The sequence below is a fragment of the Paraburkholderia sp. FT54 genome, from assembly GCF_031585635.1.
Lineage (GTDB): Bacteria > Pseudomonadota > Gammaproteobacteria > Burkholderiales > Burkholderiaceae > Paraburkholderia.
On sequence record NZ_CP134196.1, the window covers coordinates 263,287 to 281,754 of the forward strand.

The window sequence follows — 18,468 nt, forward strand, 5'->3', positions numbered from 1 at the left end:
TCGTCGCGAGCGACGTTGTCAGGCTGGCGGAGACCGGTTCCTGCAAGTATGCTATCGGACTCGGTAATTATTCCAGGCATGCGCCAGCGGGAGCAACGTGAAAAAGACTGAGTCGCAAAACGACCTATTGGCATTGCGCGAACTCATTCGCGAGTTTGTCAGCGAGCGAGACTGGGACAAATTCCACACGCCGAAGAATCTGGCAACAGCGCTAAGCGTCGAGGCAAGCGAGCTACTCGAGCCTTTTCAGTGGCTTGTTTCAGGCGACAAAAGCGAACTCGACGAAGCGAAGCAGACGGCTATCCGGCACGAGATGGCTGACGTTCTGGTGTACCTCGTTCGGCTCGCCGACAAGATGGACGTTGACCTCTTTCAGGCGGTGCTGGAAAAGATGGCGCTCAATCGGGAAAAATATCCCGCCGACAAAGTGCGCGGCGACGCGCGGAAGTACTCCGAGTACAAAGACTAAAGGTAGTGAACCGTTCCCGCAGCCTCAGCCCGTCACTCAGGAGTGTCAGTCGATGTCGGTTTCGTCATCCGCCACTACGCGCCCCGGCGCTTCCTCGCTGATCACCTCGCTGGTCGCGGCCGCGTTGTTCATGGAAAACCTCGACGGCTCGATCATCGCAACCGCGCTACCGCAGATGGCGCATTCGTTTCATATCACGCCGGTCGAGTTGAGCATCGGCATTACGTCGTATCTGTTGACGCTTGCGGTATTCATTCCGATCAGCGGCTGGATCGCCGACCGGGTTGGCGTCCGCACGGTGTTCACGGCGGCGCTGGCGATCTTCACCGCCGCATCGGTGCTGTGCGGGCTGACCGACAACCTCGTCGAATTCACCGGCGCGCGGATTTTGCAAGGCATTGGCGGCGCGATGATGGTGCCGGTCGGACGGCTTGCCGTGCTGCGCGCCACGCCTAAAGAAGGCCTGATGCGCGCGATCTCGATCATCACGTGGCCGGGGCTGGTCGCGCCGGTCCTTGGACCGCCGCTCGGCGGCTTCATCACCACGTACTCGTCGTGGCGCTGGATTTTCTATCTGAACGTGCCGCTCGGTCTTGCGGGCATGGTGCTCGCGTGGCGCTTCATCAGCGCGGAACGCGACACGGATCGTCGGCCGTTCGACATGTTGGGTTTCGTGCTCACCGGAGTCGCGGGCACCTCGGTGATGTACGCGATGGAGGCGATCGGCCGCGCCGACACGTCATGGCGCACAGCCTTGGTGTTTCTGGCGATCGGTCTCGCGGCTTGCGCGGCGGCGTGGTTCCATCTGCGACGCAGCGCGCATCCCATGATCGATCTGTCGGCGTTCCGGATCAGGACGTTCATGGTGGCGATCGGTGGCGGGTCGCTGTTCCGCATCGCGATCGGCTCGGTGCCGTTTCTGCTGCCGTTGATGTTTCAGGTCGGCTTCGGCATGAATCCGTTTCAGTCGGGCTTGCTCACGCTCGGGGTATTCGCCGGCAATCTGTCGACGAAACTCGTCACGACACAGATCTTGCGTCGCTTCGGCTTTCGCGCGGTGCTCCTGTACAACGGCGCGTTTGCCGCGGTGACGCTAGCGAGCATGAGTCTGCTGACCGCCTCCACGCCGTATGGATGGGTCCTCTTTGCGCTATTCGTCAGCGGCGTCGCGCGGTCGCTGCAATTCACGGCGATCAACACGCTCGGCTTCGCGGATGTGCCGAAGCAGCAGATGAGCGGGGCGTCGACCTTATCGAGCACGCTGGGCCAGATGACGATGGGGATGGGCGTCGCGGCCGGCGCGATTGCGTTGCGGATCGCGGCGTGGTGGCACGGCCACGACGCGCAGACACTGGCGCCGGCCGATTTCACCATCGCGTTTCTGATGATGGCGGCATTGAGTGTGATCGCGATAGCCGATGTTTTTTCGTTGTCGCCCGATGCCGGCTCGCATGTTAGCGGGCATCGGCGCACGGGCGAGACGTCGTGACGAAACAGGCGAGTACAGCCAGCGCATTACGCCTGTTTAAACGTTAAACCGCGATACGCGAGCATCGTGGCCCGCGACTCAAATCGACTTCACTTCTCCGCCGTCCATCCGTAAGGTCGAACCGGTCATCCAGTGCGCCTCCGGCGATACGACGAACGCCATCAACGCGGCAATCTCCTCCGGCGTGCCGTAACGCGCGATACCCGCTTCAACCGGAAACTTTGCTGTCGCTTCTTCGACGGACAGGTTATGCAGCGGCGCCCAATGTTCCAGGTACGAGCGTCGCCGGCCGGTCATCACGGGTCCCGGCAACACGCTGTTGACCTGCACGCCGTCGGCGATGCCGCGATCCGAGAATGCTTTCGCGAGCGCCACGATCGCCGCGTTGATCGTGCCCACCGCCGCATAAGGCGCCTTGGGAAACAGTGCCGAGTTCCCGGACATCAGCACGACCGATCCTGAACTCTCCTTTAACGACGGCCACGCCGCGATCGTCAATCGACGCGCGCCGTGCAGCTTGAGCGCGAGACCGTGGTCCCATTGCTCATCGGTCATCTCGAGCACGTCGATCTGCGGCACGGCGCCCGCAATGTTGAGCAAGGCGTCGATCCGCCCGAACGTCGCGAGCGTCCGGTCGACGACTTGCTGTGCGGCGTCAGGTTCAGACAGGTCGATGTCGATGACGAGCGTTTCGGCGCCCGCTTTCTTCACGTCGTTGGCGGTCTCCTGGAGGTTCGCGCGGTTGCGCGCCACGAGCACGATCGAGTCAAAATCCCGCGCCAGTCTGATGGCGGTCGAACGACCGATACCCTGGCTTGCGCCCGTCACGATTGCGACTTTGCTGGACATGTTGCGTCTCCTGGTTGATTGAATGAACCGCGGTTCAGAACTTCGGATATTTCATCGGTCGAGGAAATCCGAAATAGCCGCGGCGATTTCGGTGGAGTGCGTCTCCAGAGCGAAGTGGCCGGTATCGAAGAAGCGCACCACGGCGCCCGGAATGTCGCGCCTGAATGCGTCGGCGCCGGCGGGCAGAAAGAACGGATCGTTTTTCCCCCACACGGCGAGCAGCGGCGGCTGATGCGCGCGGAAGTATTGCTGGAATGCCGGGTACAGCGCGACGTTGCTTTGATAGTCGCGGAACAGATCGAGTTGTACTTCGTGCGCGTCCGGCCGGCTCAGATAGAAGTCGTCGAGCGAGTAACCGTCAGGCGACACGGACGCCGTGTCGGGTACGCCATGCGTGTACTGCCAGACGGTCATCTCGTGCGTGAGCATTGCGCGAAGCGCGTCCCGATTCGCGGGCGAAGCGTCTTGCCAGTACGCACGGATAGGATTCCAGCCTTCGCTCAATCCTTCCGCGTAAGCGTTGCCGTTCTGCGAAATGATGGCGGTGATCCGCTCGGGATGTCTGACTGCGAGGCGCAAACCGGTGGGCGCACCGTAGTCGAATACGTAGACCGCAAAGCGGTCGAAGCCGATCACCTCGGTGAAATGCTCGATGACGTTGGCGATGTTGTCGAACGTGTAGGCAAATTCGTCGCGGCTGGGCATGTCGGATTGACCGAAGCCGGGCAGATCCGGCGCGACGATATGGAAACGGTCGGCGAGCTTCGGAATCAGGTCCCGAAACATATGGCTCGAACTCGGAAAGCCGTGCAGAAGCAGCAGCTTTGGGGCGCCAGGGCGGCCGGCTTCACGGTAGAACACCTTGAAGCCGTGTACGTCGGCGTGACGATAAGCGATTGAAGTCATGGTCTGCCTCCTGAGTGGAACAGTTTTGAACGGGTGACGAAAGGCACCGTACGATGTTGGTATCGCCGGTCGTACGGAACTCGCGGATACCGTTAGCGAATGGAAACCGACTGGGCCGCTTCGGCGATGACATGTGTCACCGCGTCGGGAGCCGTCACGATCGGTGTGTGATCGGCCTGATACGACCGCACGTGCGCCTTCATGCGAGCGGCCATGAAATGCTGGGTGTCGGGGTTGATCATCCGGTCCTGTTCGGCAACCAGGAACCAGCTTGGACGGTCGTTCCAGAGCGGACGTCCGACCGCTTCGCTAACGCACGACACCGAAATCGGACGCTGCACCGCAGCGAGCACCGCCAGCTCCTGCGGCGTCGCGTGCTGCGCAAACGCCTGGGCGAACGCTTCTTGCGGCAGCCATATCAAGCCGTGTCGATCCGGCGCGAGTTTCGGCGCCAGCGGATGCGTTTCGCCGCGATAGAACACATCGCCGACCGTTTCTCCTTCACTCGGTGCCAGCGCGGCGACATAGACCAATGCCCTGATTTTTTCGGACCGGCTCGACCCGATCACGGCACCGGCATACGCATGGCCGGTGAGCACCACCGGGCCTTCGATCCGTTCCAGCGTCCGGTCGAGGGCGGCCACATCCTCACTCAGCGACGTGAGCGGCACCGGAGCAGCGACTGCGTCGATCCCCTGTTCCCTCAGACCCTCGATCACCTTGCTCCAGCTCGATCCGTCCGCCCATGCGCCGTGCACCAGCACCGCGCTCACATTGCCGGAAGACATGTCCCGCTCCTTTGAAAATGGTGAATGCTGCTTGCGAAATACGGCCAGATCCGCCGTTTCTTTGTAACCTGTATAGCTATGTTTTAGAGGTTACTAACTTAATGTGTAACTTGTCAAGCGCATTGTTAGTGGTTACGATGCTGACATCGTCATTGCACATTGATTACAAGAAAATGGACTACCGTCAGATTCCCGCGATTTTCGTAGCCGATGCGCCGGGCCTCGATTTCCTGAACTCGGTTGCGACACCGGTGGATGAACAGGTCGACTGGATTAGCGATGGAGCGGGCTTGCTGGCCTGGTTGGAGCAGGCTGGATTGGCGCCGCGCGCCGCGCTCGCGGCGCTGCTTGCGCAGTCCACGCCGGCCGAGCTCGACGCCGTTGCGGCGCAAGCTCGCGCGCTGCGCGAGTGGTTCAGAGGATTTGCGCAGAAAAGGAAGGGGCGGCCGTTGACTGCGAGAGATCTGCGTGAGCTCGCGCCGCTGAATCAGCTGCTCGAGCGGGACGATCGATATGGAGAAATCGTCGCCAATGCGACGGGCGGCGCGTCGCCCTTCGAACTCCGCACGAATCGGCGCTGGAAGTCGCCGGAGTCATTGCTGATGCCCATCGCGGAAGCGTTGGCGAACCTGGTGTGTGACGAAGACTTCACGCAGGTGAAGGCATGTGAAGGTCCGCGCTGCACGTTGATGTTTGCGGATCACACGCGGGGTCACGCGCGCCGCTGGTGCAGCATGGCCATTTGCGGGAACCGCGCGAAGGTTGCCGCTCACCGGAAGCGGCTTAAGGAACAGCAAGCCGAGTGAGCTAGTCGATGGCGACGCTTGGGAGTCGACGCAGCGTCGAACTGCGGATTGTGCCGATCGCATGCGGCCATCCGCTGCATGCCGTTCGAGTGAATCTGCGAATGCTTCCGGCGCGCAGCTATAATCGCGCTCGAACATGGTTAGGGAAGTTTACTCGTGAAAAAGATCGCTGCCTTTGTGCTCGTTGCGCTTGTACTGACCGGTTGCTCGTCTCCCGAAAAGCAGGAGCGGCAAGCGCAGAACTTTCTCCACAACGAAGCCAACCTTACCGCCGCCCAACGCAATGCGGCGGTCGACTGCGAACCGGCGAACTGCGACGCTGCTTGGGCGCTTACGAAACGTTATATCGAGCGGCATTCCGATACCGCCGTGACACGCGCGGACGCGGTCGCAATCGACACCGACGTGCCCAGTGGTTCGGGCAAGGTTGCCTTTTCGGCGACCCGCGCGGCAAAAGGTGCAGGCGCGACTTTGACTCTCTTTGCGCAGTGCCGCGGCATGTATGGGCCGGACAATGCGAAAGGTTCGGACTATGACGAGTGCGCCGAGAAGATCCTCAAGACACAGAACGGCTATGTGGCGTTTCTTAGGGCAGGTGCGTCCGGTCAATAACGCCTAAGGGCAGCCTCTTCAAATACCCGATGATCTTCGGCTCGACGCCCGCATTGCGAATCATCGCCAACGTATTGCGCGAAGTGCCGCAATCGGGATTGTGATAGATCGTGACGCTCATGCACGCTGTTCATTCACGCTTTGTTTCGTCTCGTACCAGTGCTGCGAACGATTGACGACGCCGACCACCAGCAGCATCATCGGCACTTCGATCAGCACGCCGACAACGGTGGCCAGCGCGGCGCCCGAGTGGAATCCGAACAGACTGATCGCCGTGGCAACCGCCAGCTCGAAGAAATTGCTCGCTCCGATCAGACTCGACGGACCCGCCACACAATGCGCAACGCCGAGCCGGCGATTCAGCAGGTACGCGAGGCCGGAATTGAAGAACACCTGAAGCAGAATCGGCACCGCGAGCATGGCGATGACCAGCGGTTCCTCGACGATTGCCTGTCCCTGGAAGGCAAACAGCAACACGAGCGTGGCGAGCAGCGCGCCGATCGAATAGGGGCCGAGATGTGCGGCGACGTGGCAGTGTCGGTCATTTCTCGCGACAGCCCGGAAGGTCACTGGCGCCGCACGTCGTGCCCGCGCAGCAGTTTTCCGTGAGGAAGGCAATCAGATCCGTCATGGAATCGAAATTCGCCGAATAGATGACGAAGCGGCCATCTTGCCGTGGCTTCACCCATTCAGCGTGCGTCAGGTCCTTGAGGTGGAACGACAGGCTCGAAGGGGAGAGCCCCAATTGTTGCGCGATTTCGCCGGCCGCCATGCCGTCTTTCCCGGCGACGACCAGCAAGCGGAAAATCGCCAGACGAGATTCATGAGCGAGCGCGCCAAGGGCGCGTACCACGACGTTCGAGTTCATGACCGCACGATACGCCTTTCGTTTTTATATTTAAAGTACTGTTGAAATGAAGGTTGAACATCGCGTTCGGCGTAGCGGTGCGGTTCAGCAGGTAGCGCAAAGTGTCTTGCCGAGAAGCAGGTTGCACGCAGGGTGTTTTCTATTCAGATTTCGCCGACAAGAAAGCACAGTTTCTTCAACTGATGGCAGTCCTGCACGATCTGATCGACGCCGAAGGCCTGGATCGAACATGATGGCTATGCGTACACGCTGCCTCTAACCGAGATTGCATTTGCCCTCCGCACGAACCATACTTGTTTTCTCCAGTATTGTTCGCGGCGAACGGCGATGAACGATAACGATCCCGATGGCCATCACCAGACGCACCCGCACACCGACTCTCACGAGCACCATGGTAGTGCTTTGTCGGAGATGGATCTGCGTGTCCGCGCTCTGGAGTCCCTGCTGATTGAGAAAGGGTATGTCGATCCGCACGCACTGGACGTACTCGTCGAAACATATGAGCACAAAGTCGGGCCGCGCAATGGCGCGCGCGTGATCGCAAAGGCGTGGCGCGATCCGGCGTACAAACAATGGCTGCTGGACGACGCCACTGCGGCGATCGCGTCGCTCGGCTACACGGGCAGACAGGGCGAGCACATGATCGTGCTGGAGAACACGCCCGCCGTGCACAACATGGTCGTCTGCACATTGTGTTCGTGCTACCCGTGGCCTGTGCTCGGACTTCCGCCGGTATGGTACAAATCGGCACCGTACCGGTCGCGTGCCGTCATCGATCCCCGTGGTGTATTGAAGGAGTTCGGCTTCGAATTACCCGTGGAAGTCGAGTTTCGCGTGTGGGATTCCACCGCTGAGGTTCGCTATCTTGTGTTGCCCATGCAGCCGCCCGGGACCGCTGATTTTTCCGAAGAGGCGCTAGCTGAACTGGTAACACGTGATTCGATGATCGGCACGGGATTGCCAAAGACTCCCGAGTCGATACGGGGGACACCATGAACGGCGCGCAGGACCTCGGTGGCATGCAGACTTTCGGTCCGATATGTCCCGATAACGACATCTCGCCCTTTCACGCCGACTGGGAGCGCAGGGTGCACGCGATCACGCTGGCCATGGGCGCAGTCGGTAAGTGGAACATCGACATGTCGCGCGCGGCGCGGGAGAGTTTGCCGCCGGTGCAATACCTGTCCAGCAGTTACTACGAGATCTGGTTTGCAGGTTTGAAGAAACTTGTCCTGAGCACCGGTCTGGCTACGGCCGACGAAATCGAGTCAGGCGAGTCGAGAAGCGAAGCAGTGTCGGTACCGCGCGTGTTAATGGCCAAAGACGTCACCGCGGCGCTGTTCCGAGGCAGTCCCGTCGACCGGCCCGCGGCCGTCGAAGCACGATTTGCCATTGGCGACTGGGTGCGGGCCCGTCAGATCAATCCCACCTCGCATACCCGTTTGCCGCGCTATTGTCGGGGCAAACGCGGGCGCATCGTTGCCGTGCATGGCACGCATGTCTTTCCCGATGCCAACGCGGTCGGCCTGGGCGAACAACCGCAATGGCTCTATACGGTGCGCTTCGACAGTGCTGAGCTTTGGGGAGCTGATACGACTGCGGCATCGGTCTGCGTCGATTGCTGGGAACCGTATCTCGAGCAGCCGCCTGCGCCATGAATGATGCTCCAATGAACCTGCCCGAACTGCGCGCAGCATTGCCAGCACTGCCTTGCGACGACGCAGGGCCGGTTTTCAACGCACCGTGGGAAGCGCAGGCGTTTGCTATGACGTTGGCGTTATACGAGCGCGGCATGTTCACCTGGGCTGAGTGGGCAACGTGCTTGAACGAGGCAATCCGCGCCGCGCAGGCCGCGGGCGACGCAGACCGCGGCGACACTTACTACTCGCATTGGCTGACAGCGCTGGAGCGCATCAGCACGATCAAGGGACTCGTGACCGACGACTCGCTTCTGCGTCGCCGCAACGCGTGGGACGCTGCAGCGCGCCGCACACCGCATGGACAGCCGATCGAGCTCGCGTGACGGTCGGTTTGTTCTTCGTACGTTCCGAGGAGACGGCGATGGCAAGAATCGAGGCAAAGCTGGCGGAAATGGGATTGACCTTGCCGCAGCCGCTACAGATGCCAGCAAACATCCGCATGTCATTGCCCTTCGCCTGGGTGCGCGTGAGCGGCACGCGCGCATTTGTCTCGGGCCACGTGCCGCTCAATGCCGACGGGACGATTGCGCAACCCGTCGGTAAAGTCGGCGCCGAAGTTTCGCCGGACGAAGGCTACGCGGCAGCACGCCTCGTAGCGCTCGCGCAATTGGCCAGTCTTCAGAAAGCGCTCGGCGACCTGGATCGCATTACAGCGTGGGTGCGCGTCTTTGCAATGATCAACGCAGCGCCAACTTTCGACCTGATGCCACGGATCGCAAATGGCTTCTCGGATTTGATCCTTGAGCTGTTTGGGCCGGACATTGGAACGCACGCGCGGTCAGCGGTCGGTGTGGCGCTCCCGCTCAACGTGCCTGTCGAATGCGAGGCCGAGGTCGAGTTTGACTGATCACGCCTCAAGGCGCCTTTACGCGCCTTGAGCAACGGAGCGAGCCTCTGCATGCGTCATCAGTCGGGTATCTCGGGCTCGACCAGCTTCGCCAACTGAGCAAGCGACTCTTGCCAGCCGAGATAGCACATCTCCACCGGAATGACCTCAGGCACGCCCTCCTGCACAATGGTGAGTTCGGTTCCGCACGACACCTGCCGCAACGAAATGGTGGCTTGCATCTGGCCGGGCAGGTTCGGGTCGTCGAATCGGTCCGAGTAGCGAATCTTCTCGAACGGCACCAGTTCGAGATACTCGCCGCCGAACGAGTGACTGTTGCCGGTGCCGAAGTTACGGAAAGACATCTTGTGGGTGCCGCCGACCTTCGCCTCCATGTGGTGGACCTGGCAGGTGAATCCGTAGGGAGGAAGCCACCTCACTATCGCATCGGGTTCGAGGAAGGCGCGGTAGATGCGTTCGGGCGTAGCGCGCAAGACGCGATGGAGGTGGATGGTTCCAGTAGCCATGGTGTGTTCTCCTTTCATTAGAGAAGTTGGACATACTCATACGACGATCCGGCGACGCCGGTATCGACATGGCTTAAGACCAGGAAAAACCCGCGGGCGTCGCGCAGTTCAGGTAAATCACACGCCTGGTCCCCATTTACTACCACGTCTACGATCTCTTCGTGCCGGCGCCGTGCGTTCGCGAGTTTGCGAATTCGATTCACCCCCATCTGTTCTGTTTATCGCGATCTGAAAGAACTTCGCAACCGGTTCGCGGAGCGGAGGGAGTACGGGATCCCGAAAGCGCTTTACGGGCGCGGCTTGCCGATATCGTCAGATCAGGCAAGAGCAAGCAGTACTGCACTTTTCGAGTCAGCTACTTGTGGTTTACCCGCCCTTCCTGCCAGACGATGCAATTAATACCTTTGTATCCCGAAACGCACACTCTCTACCCCGCCGCCACGAAGCGGCCCGGACGCAGTGCTTGCGCGGCGCTTTTGCACCCGCTATCCGAGTGTGCTGCGCCGGCGGTCTAAATGAGTTTTTGGAGGAGTACAGGTATGGCACGGATCATTGGAGGCATCGCGGCCTCGCACACACCAACCATCGGTTTTGCTTTCGATAAGAACAAGCGTGACGATCCCGTGTGGGCACCCATCTTCGAAAACTTCGCACCGCTGGCCGGCTGGCTCGCCGACAAGCGTCCTGATGTGCTGCTGGTCATCTACAACGACCACGTCACTTCGTTTTTTTTCGACCACTATTCCGCGTTCACGCTAGGCGTGGGACCCGAATGGAGCGTGGCGGACGAAGGGGGCGGCGCACGCGATCTGCCGCCCATCAAAGGGCATCCGGAGTTGGCCGCGCACATCGGCACCTCGCTCATGACCGATGAGTTCGACATGTCGTTCTTTCAGAACAAGGCGCTCGATCATGGCTGCTTTTCGCCGCTGTCCATGCTGTGCCCGCACAAGCCCGAATGGCCGGTGAAACTGGTGCCGCTGCAGATGGGCGTGCTGCAACTGCCGGTTCCGAGTGCGCGGCGCTTTTACAAGCTTGGGCAGGCACTGAGACGTGCCATCGAGAGCTACCCGGAAGATCTCAAAGTCGCGATCGTCGCAACGGGTGGTCTGTCGCACCAGGTGCACGGAGAGCGCGCGGGTTTCAATAACACGGAATGGGACCAGCGCTTTCTCGATCTCTTCGAGAACGATCCCGAGCAACTGGCCGACATGACAATTGCCGAATACGCGGAACTCGGCGGCTTCGAAGGCGCGGAAGTGATCATGTGGCTGACGATGCGAGGCGCACTGTCGTCCAACGTCGTTTGCAAACATCGCAGTTACTACCTGCCGTCGATGGCAGGCATCGCGACCGCGATCTACGAGGGCGAAGAGAATGAGACGAAGCCTTCCGTCGTCGAACGCCACCGGCAGCGGATGGCGGTTCAACTCACCGATGTCGGGAAGCTCGAAGGTACCTATCCATTCACCATCGAAGTGGCCGTGAGGGCCTATCGAATCAACGATTACCTTCATCGGATGGTCGAGCCGGCTCATCGCGAAGCGTTCCTGAACGATGCGGAAGCGAGCTTCGAAGCGGCGGGGTTGAGCGACGAAGAGCGGGACTTGATCCGCCGTCGCGACTGGCGCGGTCTGCTCCACTACGGTGTGATCTTTTTCATGCTCGAAAAACTCGGCGCCGTGGCCGGCGTTTCGAATCTGCACATCTACGCCGCCATGCGCGGAGAAACGCTGGAGGCTTTCCAACGCACCCGCAATGCGCCCGGCGCACTGTACTCGGTGGCGGGGAAAACCGCCGGCAAGCTGGATTGGGACAACGCGGAAAAAGGCAGGAGCTGAAGACGAAGTACTGCGCCGATACATCCGCCGCGAGGCGTAGTGTCGGACTCGAACAAAGCGCGGCATGACGGCAAACAACACAGGCAACTACGTCAGTACGCCAAAGCAAGGAGACAGGAGTAAATCGATGACAAACGGAAAGACGATCGACATTAAGGCGTTTATCGACGAGCGGGCCATCTCGGCCTACCAGTGGCTATTGGTGGCGCTGTGCTTTCTCATCGTGACAGCCGACGGCATGGACGTCGCGATCATGGGCTTTGTGGCGCCCTCAATCATTCACGACTGGGGGATTTCACGCCCCGCATTTGGTCTCGTGATGAGTGCGGCACCGCTCGGTCTCGTGATCGGCGCGTTGGCGGCAGGTCCGGCTTCGGATCGTGTCGGGCGCAAGTGGGTTCTGATTACGTCGGTTTTTCTCTTCGGCATTTTCACCATCGCGACGGCATTCACTCACTCGCCCATGGAAATGGCGGTGCTTCGGTTGCTGACCGGTATCGGCCTTGGCGCCGCGATGCCTAACACGACGACGCTTCTGTCCGAGTACGCACCTCAGCGCAAGCGTTCGCTGATGATCACGATCATGTTCACCGGTTTCAATCTGGGTTCGGCGCTGATCGGCTTTGCGGCCGGCTCGCTGATTCCTGTCCATGGCTGGCGTTCGGTTCTGATTTTCGGTGGCGCTTTGCCGTTGGCGCTGATCCCGTTGCAAGTGTGGCTGCTGCCGGAATCCGCCCGCCTGCTCGCGGTGCGTGGCGCGTCGCCTGCGCGTATCGGCGCCGTTCTCGGCCGGGTATGCGGTGCGCGCTTTACGGGCGGCGAGGTGTTCGTTTCCAACGAACCGCCGCTGCCCACGCGCAAGCCAATCGGCGTGCTCTTCTCGCATGGCTATGGCTTCATGACGGCGGCGCTTTGGGTGACCTATTTCATGGGTCTGCTCGTCATCTATCTGCTGACGGGCTGGCTGCCCACGTTGATGAAAGACGCGGGTTTGACAGTCACATCGGCCTCTAACGTCACGGCGATGTTCCAGATCGGCGGAACGATCGGCGCCATTCTTGTGGGTTGGGTGATGGACAAGGTGCGGCCGGCGCGGGTGATCAGCGCGGCTTACCTCGGCGGCGCGCTGTGCGTTCTCGCACTCGCATGGATCGGCGCGTTGTCGTCGTCGCTGGCCTTGCTGGTATTCGCGGCGGGTTTCTGCATGAGCGGCGCGCAGACGGGGTTGAATGCGTTCGCGCCTGGCCGTTACCCGACGGTTGCGCGTGCCACCGGCGTGAGCTGGATGCTGGGTATGGGTCGCTTCGGCAGCATCTTCGGCTCCGCCATAGGCGGCGCGCTGCTCGGACTCGGCTGGCAGTTCGGCGCGATTCTCGCGATGTTGGCCGTGCCCGCAACGCTGGCTGCACTCTCCATCATGGTGGCCCAACGGACGAGAACCGCCGAGCCGGCACCGCAGCCGACAGTTGCACACTGAGCAAGTCATCGGGCGATGCCATTCGCGGCATCGCCCGAGAAATGAATCAACTGTCTGGAGCAAGGATGATCATCGATATTCACGGCCACTATACGACGGCGCCCAAGGCGCTGGAGCAGTGGCGCAACCGCCAGATCGCCGGCATCAACAACCCTTCCGGAATGCCCAAGGTCTCTGAGTTGCAGATCGGCGACGACGAGTTGTGCGAATCGATCGAAAGCAACCAGTTGCGGTTGATGCGCGAGCGCGGCCTCGATCTCACCATCTTCAGCCCGCGCGCCAGCTTCATGGCGCATCACATCGGCGATTTTCAGGTCTCCAGTACATGGGCGGCGATCTGCAACGAGTTGTGTTTCCGTGTGAGCCAACTGTTTCCCGACCACTTCATTCCGGCTGCGATGCTTCCGCAAAGCCCCGGCGTGGATGTCGCCACCTGTATTCCCGAACTCGTCAAATGCGTGGAGCAGTACGGCAACGTGGCGATCAATCTCAACCCGGATCCGTCGGGCGGTCACTGGACCAGTCTGCCGCTGTCCGATCGCTACTGGTATCCGATCTACGAGAAGATGGTCGAGTACGACATCCCCGCGATGATCCACGTGAGTACGAGCTGCAATGCGTGCTTCCACACGACGGGCGCGCACTACCTGAACGCCGATACCACCGCGTTCATGCAGTGCCTCACGTCGGACCTGTTCCGCGATTTTCCGAGCTTGCGCTTTGTGATTCCGCATGGGGGCGGCGCGGTGCCCTATCACTGGGGGCGTTTTCGCGGACTCGCGCAGGAACTCAAGAAGCCGCTGCTGAAAGATCATCTGCTCAACAACGTCTTCTTCGATACCTGCGTTTATCACCAGCCGGGCATCGATCTGCTGACGCGCGTAATTCCGGTCGACAACATTCTGTTCGCCAGCGAGATGATCGGCGCCGTGCGTGGCATCGATCCGGAGACGGGCAGCTATTTCGACGACACGAAGCGCTATATCGAGGCCGCGCATATCGATGCGGATGAGCGGTACAAGATCTACGAGGGCAACGCGCGCCGCGTCTATCCGCGCCTCGACGCAGCTTTGAAAACGAAGGGGCATTGATTATGTATCAACTCGGTGTGGTGTATCGCAACATTCAGCGAGCAGACGGCGACGTCGCCGCGAAACTCGGTGGTCTCGGGAGCGCCACCGTGCACGAGGCAATGGGCCGCGTCGGTCTGCTCAAGCCTTATATGCGCCCGATCTATACCGGTGCACGTGCCCACGGCACGGCCGTCACGGTCCTGCTGCAGCCCGGCGACAACTGGATGCTGCACGTCGCGGCGGAACAGATTCAGCCTGGCGATATGGTCATTGCCGGCGTCACGGCCGATTGCACGGATGGTTATTTCGGCGACCTGCTGGCGACGAGCTTCAAGGCGCGTGGCGCGCAAGGTCTCGTCATCGATGCCGGCGTGCGCGACGTGAGCGTGCTGGCCGAGATGAAGTTCCCGGTATGGAGCAAGGCGATCTCGGCTAAAGGGACGGTCAAGGCGACCCTCGGTTCGGTGAACATTCCTGTGGTATGCGCCGGGGCGCTGGTGAATCCGGGCGACGTGATCGTGGCGGATGAAGACGGAGTGGTCGTGGTCCCCGCGGCGTCGGCGCGAAAGGTGCTCGACAAGGCGGCGGCGCGCGAAGCCAATGAAGGCGAGAAACGGGCGAAGCTGGCCGCCGGCGTGCTGGGTCTCGACATGTACAGCATGCGTGAACCGTTGCGACAAGCTGGGCTGCGATACATCGATTGAGTGGGGCAGTGGACATGGTCGACGATCAAACCATGAGCAAGCAGCTCACCGGCATCTCGTCGATGGCCACCCGTGCTGTGCTCGCCGAGTTGGTCCAGAAGTATGAGCGGCAAGCGGGGCAACCGGTTGTCATCAAGTCTGTGGGTGGTGTCGATGCCGCCCGTCGCGTGGAGAGCGGCGAGCCATTCGACTTTGTCGTACTCGCCGCCGATGCGATTGATCGGCTGGAGGCCGCCGGCCGCGTCGTTTCGGGCAGTCGGGTCGATATCGCCCGTTCGGGGGTGGCGATTGCGGTAGCAGCCGGTGCGCCGCCGCCCGATATTGGCACGGAAGCGGCGCTTCGCGACGCGGTGCTTGCCGCGCGCAATGTCGGGTATTCGACGGGGCCCAGCGGTTCACACCTGAGCCGCCTGTTCGAGCGTTGGGGCATTGCTGACGTGGTTGCGCCCCGGATCGTGCAGGCCCCGCCGGGTGTTCCGGTCGGTGCACTTATCGCCCGCGGGGACGTCGAGTTGGGTTTTCAGCAGTTGAGCGAACTCATGCACTTGCCGGGAATCGATGTCGTCGGCCCAGTGCCCGCGGAAGTTCAGATCGTCACCGTCTTTTCAGCCGGCATATGTCAAGCATCGGGGAAGAAGGAAGTCGCGATGGCGTTCCTCTCTTTTCTGGCTTCCTCACAGTGCGATGCCGCCAAGCTGGGTCAGGGGATGGAGCCTGCATAAATACTGAAGGCGTCATTGCTCCTTTTTTTGCGCCTGCGCAGCGATCATCCAGCAGACCACCGCACCCGCAGCCCAGCCACATGCGAACATCAGTTCGAGATCGAACAGGCTTTGGAAATTCTCCGCGTTTTCGTAACGGCACGTTTGATGGGTTCGGAACTGAATGCAACCCGTTTGAGCGTCCTGGAACACGACAAATAGTTTATACAGACCGAACATTGTGAATGACAGCGCTAGAAGCGCGAGTTTCTTTGATTTTTTCATCGCATGTTCTGTTGGGTCGGTTTGACAAGATACCAATTGTCAGCGATGTACACGCGCTGATTTGACCTATTCGACCTGTCGCGGGAAATCGGACACAAGGAGCCGATATGCCCGGGTTCGATATCGCCATTGTGCCCGCGTAATGGCTCACAGCTATCCGCCGCCGTTGACGAACGCCAACGCTTGACGCGCACACGATCTCGGTGCTTATATTCATTGAGCGAGGTAGTCGCTACCGCCTATTGCGCGGCCATATGAAACGGGACTGGAATCGATGAATAAAGATCCAATAGATGCATCGGAACGTATTGACGAGTTGATCGCCGGATTAACGGACTGGCGTGGCAAGACGTTCGCCAGCGTCCGCAAGATCATCCTTGAGGCGGACCCGGAGATAATCGAGGAATGGAAGTGGATGGGAAGCCCGGTATGGTCTCGCGACGGCATGATCGCGGTCGCCAACGCGCACAAAGGGAAGGTGAAGCTCACCTTTGCGCACGGGGCGGGCATCGAGGACCCTGACAAGCTCTTCAACGCCGGTCTCGAAGGCAATGCGCGACGGGCGATCGATTTTCTCGAGGGCGATAAGATCGATGCGCGCGCGCTAAAAAGTCTCGTTCGGGCAGCTATCGCGTATAACCGGACCCATTTGAAGAAGAACAAAGCGCCCGCGAGTACGCGAGCGAAAACAGACAAAAGCAAAGAGACGTGAAGGTATGGCCATCGGCTACCTGGCGCGGCGAAACATGGCGCAGCTATGCGCCAGCGCGAGTCGTTATATTCACACTGGACTCCACCAGACAGACCCGTTAGTCTGAGAACATTGCACGACGCAGTCCTGGCGATGCAGTTCCTAGCCGACAACGTGGGAGCCGAAACATGGAAGTGAGCACGGAAGCGCTTGTTGACATGCTGCGAGAAGTCGAAGCCGACGACCCGATCGACTACGCCGACCTTCCTTTCGGAGAGCAGGAGCTCAGGCGCCTTGTCATGACCTCGCTCGTCGAGCGCCACCACCAGGTCGAGGCCGGCAACATGTCGGTGTCCGACATCCATGCGCTGTACCTCCTGAGCACCGCCAAGCTGGTTCTTGAAAACACGGTGCTCCACGCAAGGCTGCTGCTGCTCCAGGGGCAGCAGATCGATATGCAGTCTCTGCTGGCTCCGTTCACGCTCAAGGGCAAACCATAGACCGGGCAAGGAAGGGCCCCAATAACGGGGCGAACTACCTCATCAAACCAGTCCGTCAGCTCTGAAAGTAATTCAGGCCGAGCGCACCTTTCACTTCTGACACCGTCGCACCCGCCACTTCCCGCGCGCGCAGGGTTCCGCGGCGCAGGACGTTCAGCACCTCCGCGCGGTCTGCTTCGAACACGCGGCGGCGCTCCCGAATGGGCGCGAGCATCGACTGCAGCCGCTCGTTGAGCGCGCGCTTGACCACACTGTCGCCAAGACCGCCGCGGCGGTAGTGCGCCTTGAGTTCGTCGACCATCGGAACGTCCGGCTCGAACGCGTCGAGGAACGCGAACACAACATTGCCTTCCACCTGGCCCGGGTCGTTGACGCGCAGATGGTTAGGGTCGGTGTACATGTTGTTCACGGCCTTGGTGATTTCGTCCGGCGTCGCGCCCAGCGTGATCGCGTTCCCCAGCGACTTGCTCATCTTGGCTTTGCCGTCTATGCCCGGCAGCCGTGCAACATGCGAAAGCACCGCTTCGCATTCGACCAGCACCTGCTGGTCGACCGTGTTGTTGAATCGGCGCACCAGTTCGTTGGTTTGTTCGATCATCGGCAACTGGTCGTCGCCGACAGGCACGCGCGTCGCCTTGAACGCAGTGATGTCGGCGGCCTGGCTGACCGGATACGTCAGAAAGCCGGCAGGGATGTCCCGCTCGAAACCGCGCAGCACGATTTCCGCCTTGATGGTCGGGTTGCGCTCGAGGCGTGCGACCGTCACGAGATTAAGCAGGTACTGAGACAGTTCCGCCAGCTCGGGCACCTGCGACTGGATGAAAATGGTCGACTTGGCCGGGTCGATGCCGACCGCGAGATAGTCGAGCGCCACCTCGATGACATTTTCCGTCACCTTCTGGTGCCGGCCGACGTTGTCGGTCATGGCCTGCGCATCGGCAAGCAGCAGGAATTGCTGCGCTTCGTGCTGGAGCTGCACGCGCGAGCGCAGCGAGCCGATGTAGTGGCCAAGGTGCAGCGGGCCGGTCGTACGGTCGCCGGTGAGGATAATGGGTTGGTTCGTGTTCGGTTTTGCGTCTGTCATGTCTGGGGTTTTGCGTTTGTCGATACCACCAGCCGTCAGCGCGCAGAAACAAAAATGCCGCCAGGACTGGCGGCATCACGTTTCGATGGTCGAGTGGAAACGGGCCGCCCAAGTCAGGCGCGCCACCAACAATTCAGCGTGATCGGCTTCGTATCCATCGGCAGAGTATAACGCGGCGGCTCGCCAGGTCGTCAACGGCGCGCAGGAAAGTGCGTTCCGGCGGCTGCACCCGGGAGTCCGGACGAGTCGCGGCCGCACGCCGTGCAAACACC

The 18,468-nt window shown here is 60.8% G+C and carries 22 protein-coding genes and 2 pseudogenes; 15 read left to right on the forward strand and 9 right to left on the reverse strand.

All coding sequences use genetic code 11. The annotated features are described in order from the left end of the window. Positions 1-97 precede the first annotated feature (97 nt). Together RI103_RS20610 and RI103_RS20615 are read left to right on the forward strand one after the other, a co-directional pair. Positions 98-469 (forward strand): nucleotide pyrophosphohydrolase, encoded by a 372-nt coding sequence (locus RI103_RS20610; RefSeq protein ID WP_310817233.1) that lies wholly within the window; start codon positions 98-100, stop codon positions 467-469. Between the two features lie 52 nt (positions 470-521). Continuing rightward, positions 522-1,958, forward strand: coding sequence for an MFS transporter (locus tag RI103_RS20615; RefSeq protein WP_310817234.1), 1,437 nt, complete (start codon positions 522-524; stop codon positions 1,956-1,958). Between the two features lie 78 nt (positions 1,959-2,036). Here the strand turns inward: RI103_RS20615 and RI103_RS20620 are convergent, their stop codons facing one another. The 3 genes from RI103_RS20620 to RI103_RS20630 form a co-directional block, all read right to left on the reverse strand. Beyond that, positions 2,037-2,807: an SDR family oxidoreductase gene (locus RI103_RS20620; RefSeq protein WP_310817235.1), complete on the reverse strand. Its 771-nt coding sequence runs from the start codon at positions 2,805-2,807 to the stop codon at positions 2,037-2,039. Between the two features lie 51 nt (positions 2,808-2,858). Next, complete coding sequence (locus RI103_RS20625) at positions 2,859-3,713, reverse strand: alpha/beta hydrolase (RefSeq protein ID WP_310817236.1); 855 nt, start codon at positions 3,711-3,713, stop codon at positions 2,859-2,861. Between the two features lie 92 nt (positions 3,714-3,805). Continuing rightward, a complete protein-coding gene (locus RI103_RS20630) occupies positions 3,806-4,501 on the reverse strand; it encodes an alpha/beta hydrolase (RefSeq protein ID WP_310817237.1) in 696 nt (231 codons plus the stop codon). Positions 4,502-4,674: 173 nt separating this feature from the next. Between RI103_RS20630 and RI103_RS20635 the strand changes: the two genes are divergently transcribed. Together RI103_RS20635 and RI103_RS20640 are read left to right on the forward strand one after the other, a co-directional pair. Further along, on the forward strand, positions 4,675-5,307 hold the full coding sequence (locus RI103_RS20635; protein WP_310817238.1) for an ABATE domain-containing protein: 633 nt from the start codon (positions 4,675-4,677) through the stop codon (positions 5,305-5,307). A gap of 156 nt (positions 5,308-5,463) precedes the next feature. After that, positions 5,464-5,919: a hypothetical protein gene (locus RI103_RS20640; protein ID WP_310817240.1), complete on the forward strand. Its 456-nt coding sequence runs from the start codon at positions 5,464-5,466 to the stop codon at positions 5,917-5,919. Positions 5,920-5,926: 7 nt separating this feature from the next. Here the strand turns inward: RI103_RS20640 and RI103_RS20645 are convergent. From RI103_RS20645 to RI103_RS20655, 3 genes and pseudogenes are all read right to left on the reverse strand, one after another. Beyond that, positions 5,927-6,040 (reverse strand): annotated as a pseudogene (locus RI103_RS20645) (arsenate reductase); the annotation flags it as partial. Beyond that, positions 6,037-6,441: pseudogene (locus RI103_RS20650) on the reverse strand (arsenic resistance protein); the annotation flags it as partial. The pseudogenes RI103_RS20650 and RI103_RS20645, both read right to left, overlap by 4 nt. Positions 6,442-6,460: 19 nt before the next feature. Beyond that, a complete protein-coding gene (locus RI103_RS20655) occupies positions 6,461-6,787 on the reverse strand; it encodes a metalloregulator ArsR/SmtB family transcription factor (RefSeq protein ID WP_310817242.1) in 327 nt (108 codons plus the stop codon). Positions 6,788-7,114: 327 nt separating this feature from the next. Between RI103_RS20655 and nthA the strand changes: the two genes are divergently transcribed. The 4 genes from nthA to RI103_RS20675 are packed head-to-tail and all read left to right on the forward strand — an operon-like array spanning position 7,115 to position 9,334. Beyond that, positions 7,115-7,783, forward strand: a complete 669-nt coding sequence (nthA, locus tag RI103_RS20660; protein ID WP_310817243.1) for a nitrile hydratase subunit alpha — start codon at positions 7,115-7,117, stop codon at positions 7,781-7,783. Next, positions 7,780-8,445: a nitrile hydratase subunit beta gene (gene nthB / locus RI103_RS20665; RefSeq protein ID WP_310817244.1), complete on the forward strand. Its 666-nt coding sequence runs from the start codon at positions 7,780-7,782 to the stop codon at positions 8,443-8,445. Before nthA ends, nthB begins: the two co-directional genes overlap by 4 nt. Before the next feature lie 11 nt (positions 8,446-8,456). Next, positions 8,457-8,810, forward strand: a complete 354-nt coding sequence (locus RI103_RS20670; RefSeq protein ID WP_310817245.1) for a nitrile hydratase accessory protein — start codon at positions 8,457-8,459, stop codon at positions 8,808-8,810. 38 nt (positions 8,811-8,848) lie between these two features. After that, positions 8,849-9,334, forward strand: coding sequence for a RidA family protein (locus RI103_RS20675; RefSeq protein ID WP_310817247.1), 486 nt, complete (start codon positions 8,849-8,851; stop codon positions 9,332-9,334). A 59-nt stretch (positions 9,335-9,393) separates the two neighbouring features. On the opposite strand, the gene RI103_RS20680 is transcribed toward RI103_RS20675, so the two are convergent. After that, positions 9,394-9,840 (reverse strand): SRPBCC family protein, encoded by a 447-nt coding sequence (locus RI103_RS20680; RefSeq protein WP_310817248.1) that lies wholly within the window; start codon positions 9,838-9,840, stop codon positions 9,394-9,396. Between the two features lie 539 nt (positions 9,841-10,379). Between RI103_RS20680 and RI103_RS20685 the strand changes: the two genes are divergently transcribed. The 5 genes from RI103_RS20685 (at position 10,380) to RI103_RS20705 (ending at position 15,657) form a co-directional block, all read left to right on the forward strand. Continuing rightward, a complete protein-coding gene (locus RI103_RS20685; RefSeq protein WP_310817250.1) occupies positions 10,380-11,681 on the forward strand; it encodes a gallate dioxygenase in 1,302 nt (433 codons plus the stop codon). Between the two features lie 127 nt (positions 11,682-11,808). Next, positions 11,809-13,158, forward strand: coding sequence for an aromatic acid/H+ symport family MFS transporter (locus RI103_RS20690; protein WP_310817251.1), 1,350 nt, complete (start codon positions 11,809-11,811; stop codon positions 13,156-13,158). Between the two features lie 65 nt (positions 13,159-13,223). Then, positions 13,224-14,249 (forward strand): amidohydrolase family protein, encoded by a 1,026-nt coding sequence (locus tag RI103_RS20695; protein ID WP_310817252.1) that lies wholly within the window; start codon positions 13,224-13,226, stop codon positions 14,247-14,249. A 2-nt stretch (positions 14,250-14,251) separates the two neighbouring features. Next, positions 14,252-14,935, forward strand: a complete 684-nt coding sequence (gene ligK / locus RI103_RS20700; protein ID WP_310818522.1) for a 4-carboxy-4-hydroxy-2-oxoadipate aldolase/oxaloacetate decarboxylase — start codon at positions 14,252-14,254, stop codon at positions 14,933-14,935. 14 nt (positions 14,936-14,949) lie between these two features. Next, positions 14,950-15,657, forward strand: coding sequence for a substrate-binding domain-containing protein (locus RI103_RS20705; RefSeq protein WP_310818523.1), 708 nt, complete (start codon positions 14,950-14,952; stop codon positions 15,655-15,657). A gap of 12 nt (positions 15,658-15,669) precedes the next feature. On the opposite strand, the gene RI103_RS20710 is transcribed toward RI103_RS20705, so the two are convergent. Beyond that, positions 15,670-15,921, reverse strand: coding sequence for a hypothetical protein (locus RI103_RS20710; RefSeq protein ID WP_310817253.1), 252 nt, complete (start codon positions 15,919-15,921; stop codon positions 15,670-15,672). Between the two features lie 274 nt (positions 15,922-16,195). On the opposite strand from RI103_RS20710, the gene RI103_RS20715 reads away from it, so the two are divergent. Next, entirely contained in the window at positions 16,196-16,633 is a 438-nt protein-coding gene (locus RI103_RS20715; protein ID WP_310817254.1) for a DUF1801 domain-containing protein, read from the forward strand. A gap of 167 nt (positions 16,634-16,800) precedes the next feature. Next, positions 16,801-17,112, forward strand: coding sequence for a hypothetical protein (locus RI103_RS20720; RefSeq protein ID WP_310817256.1), 312 nt, complete (start codon positions 16,801-16,803; stop codon positions 17,110-17,112). Between the two features lie 55 nt (positions 17,113-17,167). Here RI103_RS20720 and trpS read toward each other — a convergent pair whose 3' ends face one another. After that, positions 17,168-18,196, reverse strand: coding sequence for a tryptophan--tRNA ligase (trpS, locus tag RI103_RS20725; protein WP_310817257.1), 1,029 nt, complete (start codon positions 18,194-18,196; stop codon positions 17,168-17,170). Positions 18,197-18,468 lie beyond the last annotated feature (272 nt).

What these genes read in the sequence shown, in the direction of transcription:
- RI103_RS20675 (WP_310817247.1), top strand. Translation starts at nt 8,849, where the DNA reads ATGGCAAGAATCGAGGCAAAGCTGGCGGAAATGGGATTGACCTTGCCG.
- RI103_RS20635 (WP_310817238.1), top strand. Translation starts at nt 4,675, where the DNA reads ATGGACTACCGTCAGATTCCCGCGATTTTCGTAGCCGATGCGCCGGGC.
- RI103_RS20715 (WP_310817254.1), top strand. Translation starts at nt 16,196, where the DNA reads ATGAATAAAGATCCAATAGATGCATCGGAACGTATTGACGAGTTGATC.
- RI103_RS20630 (WP_310817237.1), bottom strand. Translation starts at nt 4,501, where the DNA reads ATGTCTTCCGGCAATGTGAGCGCGGTGCTGGTGCACGGCGCATGGGCG.
- RI103_RS20705 (WP_310818523.1), top strand. Translation starts at nt 14,950, where the DNA reads ATGGTCGACGATCAAACCATGAGCAAGCAGCTCACCGGCATCTCGTCG.
- RI103_RS20625 (WP_310817236.1), bottom strand. Translation starts at nt 3,713, where the DNA reads ATGACTTCAATCGCTTATCGTCACGCCGACGTACACGGCTTCAAGGTG.
- RI103_RS20695 (WP_310817252.1), top strand. Translation starts at nt 13,224, where the DNA reads ATGATCATCGATATTCACGGCCACTATACGACGGCGCCCAAGGCGCTG.
- RI103_RS20710 (WP_310817253.1), bottom strand. Translation starts at nt 15,921, where the DNA reads ATGAAAAAATCAAAGAAACTCGCGCTTCTAGCGCTGTCATTCACAATG.
- trpS (WP_310817257.1), bottom strand. Translation starts at nt 18,196, where the DNA reads ATGACAGACGCAAAACCGAACACGAACCAACCCATTATCCTCACCGGC.
- RI103_RS20655 (WP_310817242.1), bottom strand. Translation starts at nt 6,787, where the DNA reads ATGAACTCGAACGTCGTGGTACGCGCCCTTGGCGCGCTCGCTCATGAA.
- RI103_RS20685 (WP_310817250.1), top strand. Translation starts at nt 10,380, where the DNA reads ATGGCACGGATCATTGGAGGCATCGCGGCCTCGCACACACCAACCATC.
- ligK (WP_310818522.1), top strand. Translation starts at nt 14,252, where the DNA reads ATGTATCAACTCGGTGTGGTGTATCGCAACATTCAGCGAGCAGACGGC.
- nthB (WP_310817244.1), top strand. Translation starts at nt 7,780, where the DNA reads ATGAACGGCGCGCAGGACCTCGGTGGCATGCAGACTTTCGGTCCGATA.
- RI103_RS20680 (WP_310817248.1), bottom strand. Translation starts at nt 9,840, where the DNA reads ATGGCTACTGGAACCATCCACCTCCATCGCGTCTTGCGCGCTACGCCC.
- RI103_RS20620 (WP_310817235.1), bottom strand. Translation starts at nt 2,807, where the DNA reads ATGTCCAGCAAAGTCGCAATCGTGACGGGCGCAAGCCAGGGTATCGGT.
- RI103_RS20670 (WP_310817245.1), top strand. Translation starts at nt 8,457, where the DNA reads ATGAACCTGCCCGAACTGCGCGCAGCATTGCCAGCACTGCCTTGCGAC.
- RI103_RS20615 (WP_310817234.1), top strand. Translation starts at nt 522, where the DNA reads ATGTCGGTTTCGTCATCCGCCACTACGCGCCCCGGCGCTTCCTCGCTG.
- nthA (WP_310817243.1), top strand. Translation starts at nt 7,115, where the DNA reads ATGAACGATAACGATCCCGATGGCCATCACCAGACGCACCCGCACACC.
- RI103_RS20690 (WP_310817251.1), top strand. Translation starts at nt 11,809, where the DNA reads ATGACAAACGGAAAGACGATCGACATTAAGGCGTTTATCGACGAGCGG.
- RI103_RS20720 (WP_310817256.1), top strand. Translation starts at nt 16,801, where the DNA reads ATGGAAGTGAGCACGGAAGCGCTTGTTGACATGCTGCGAGAAGTCGAA.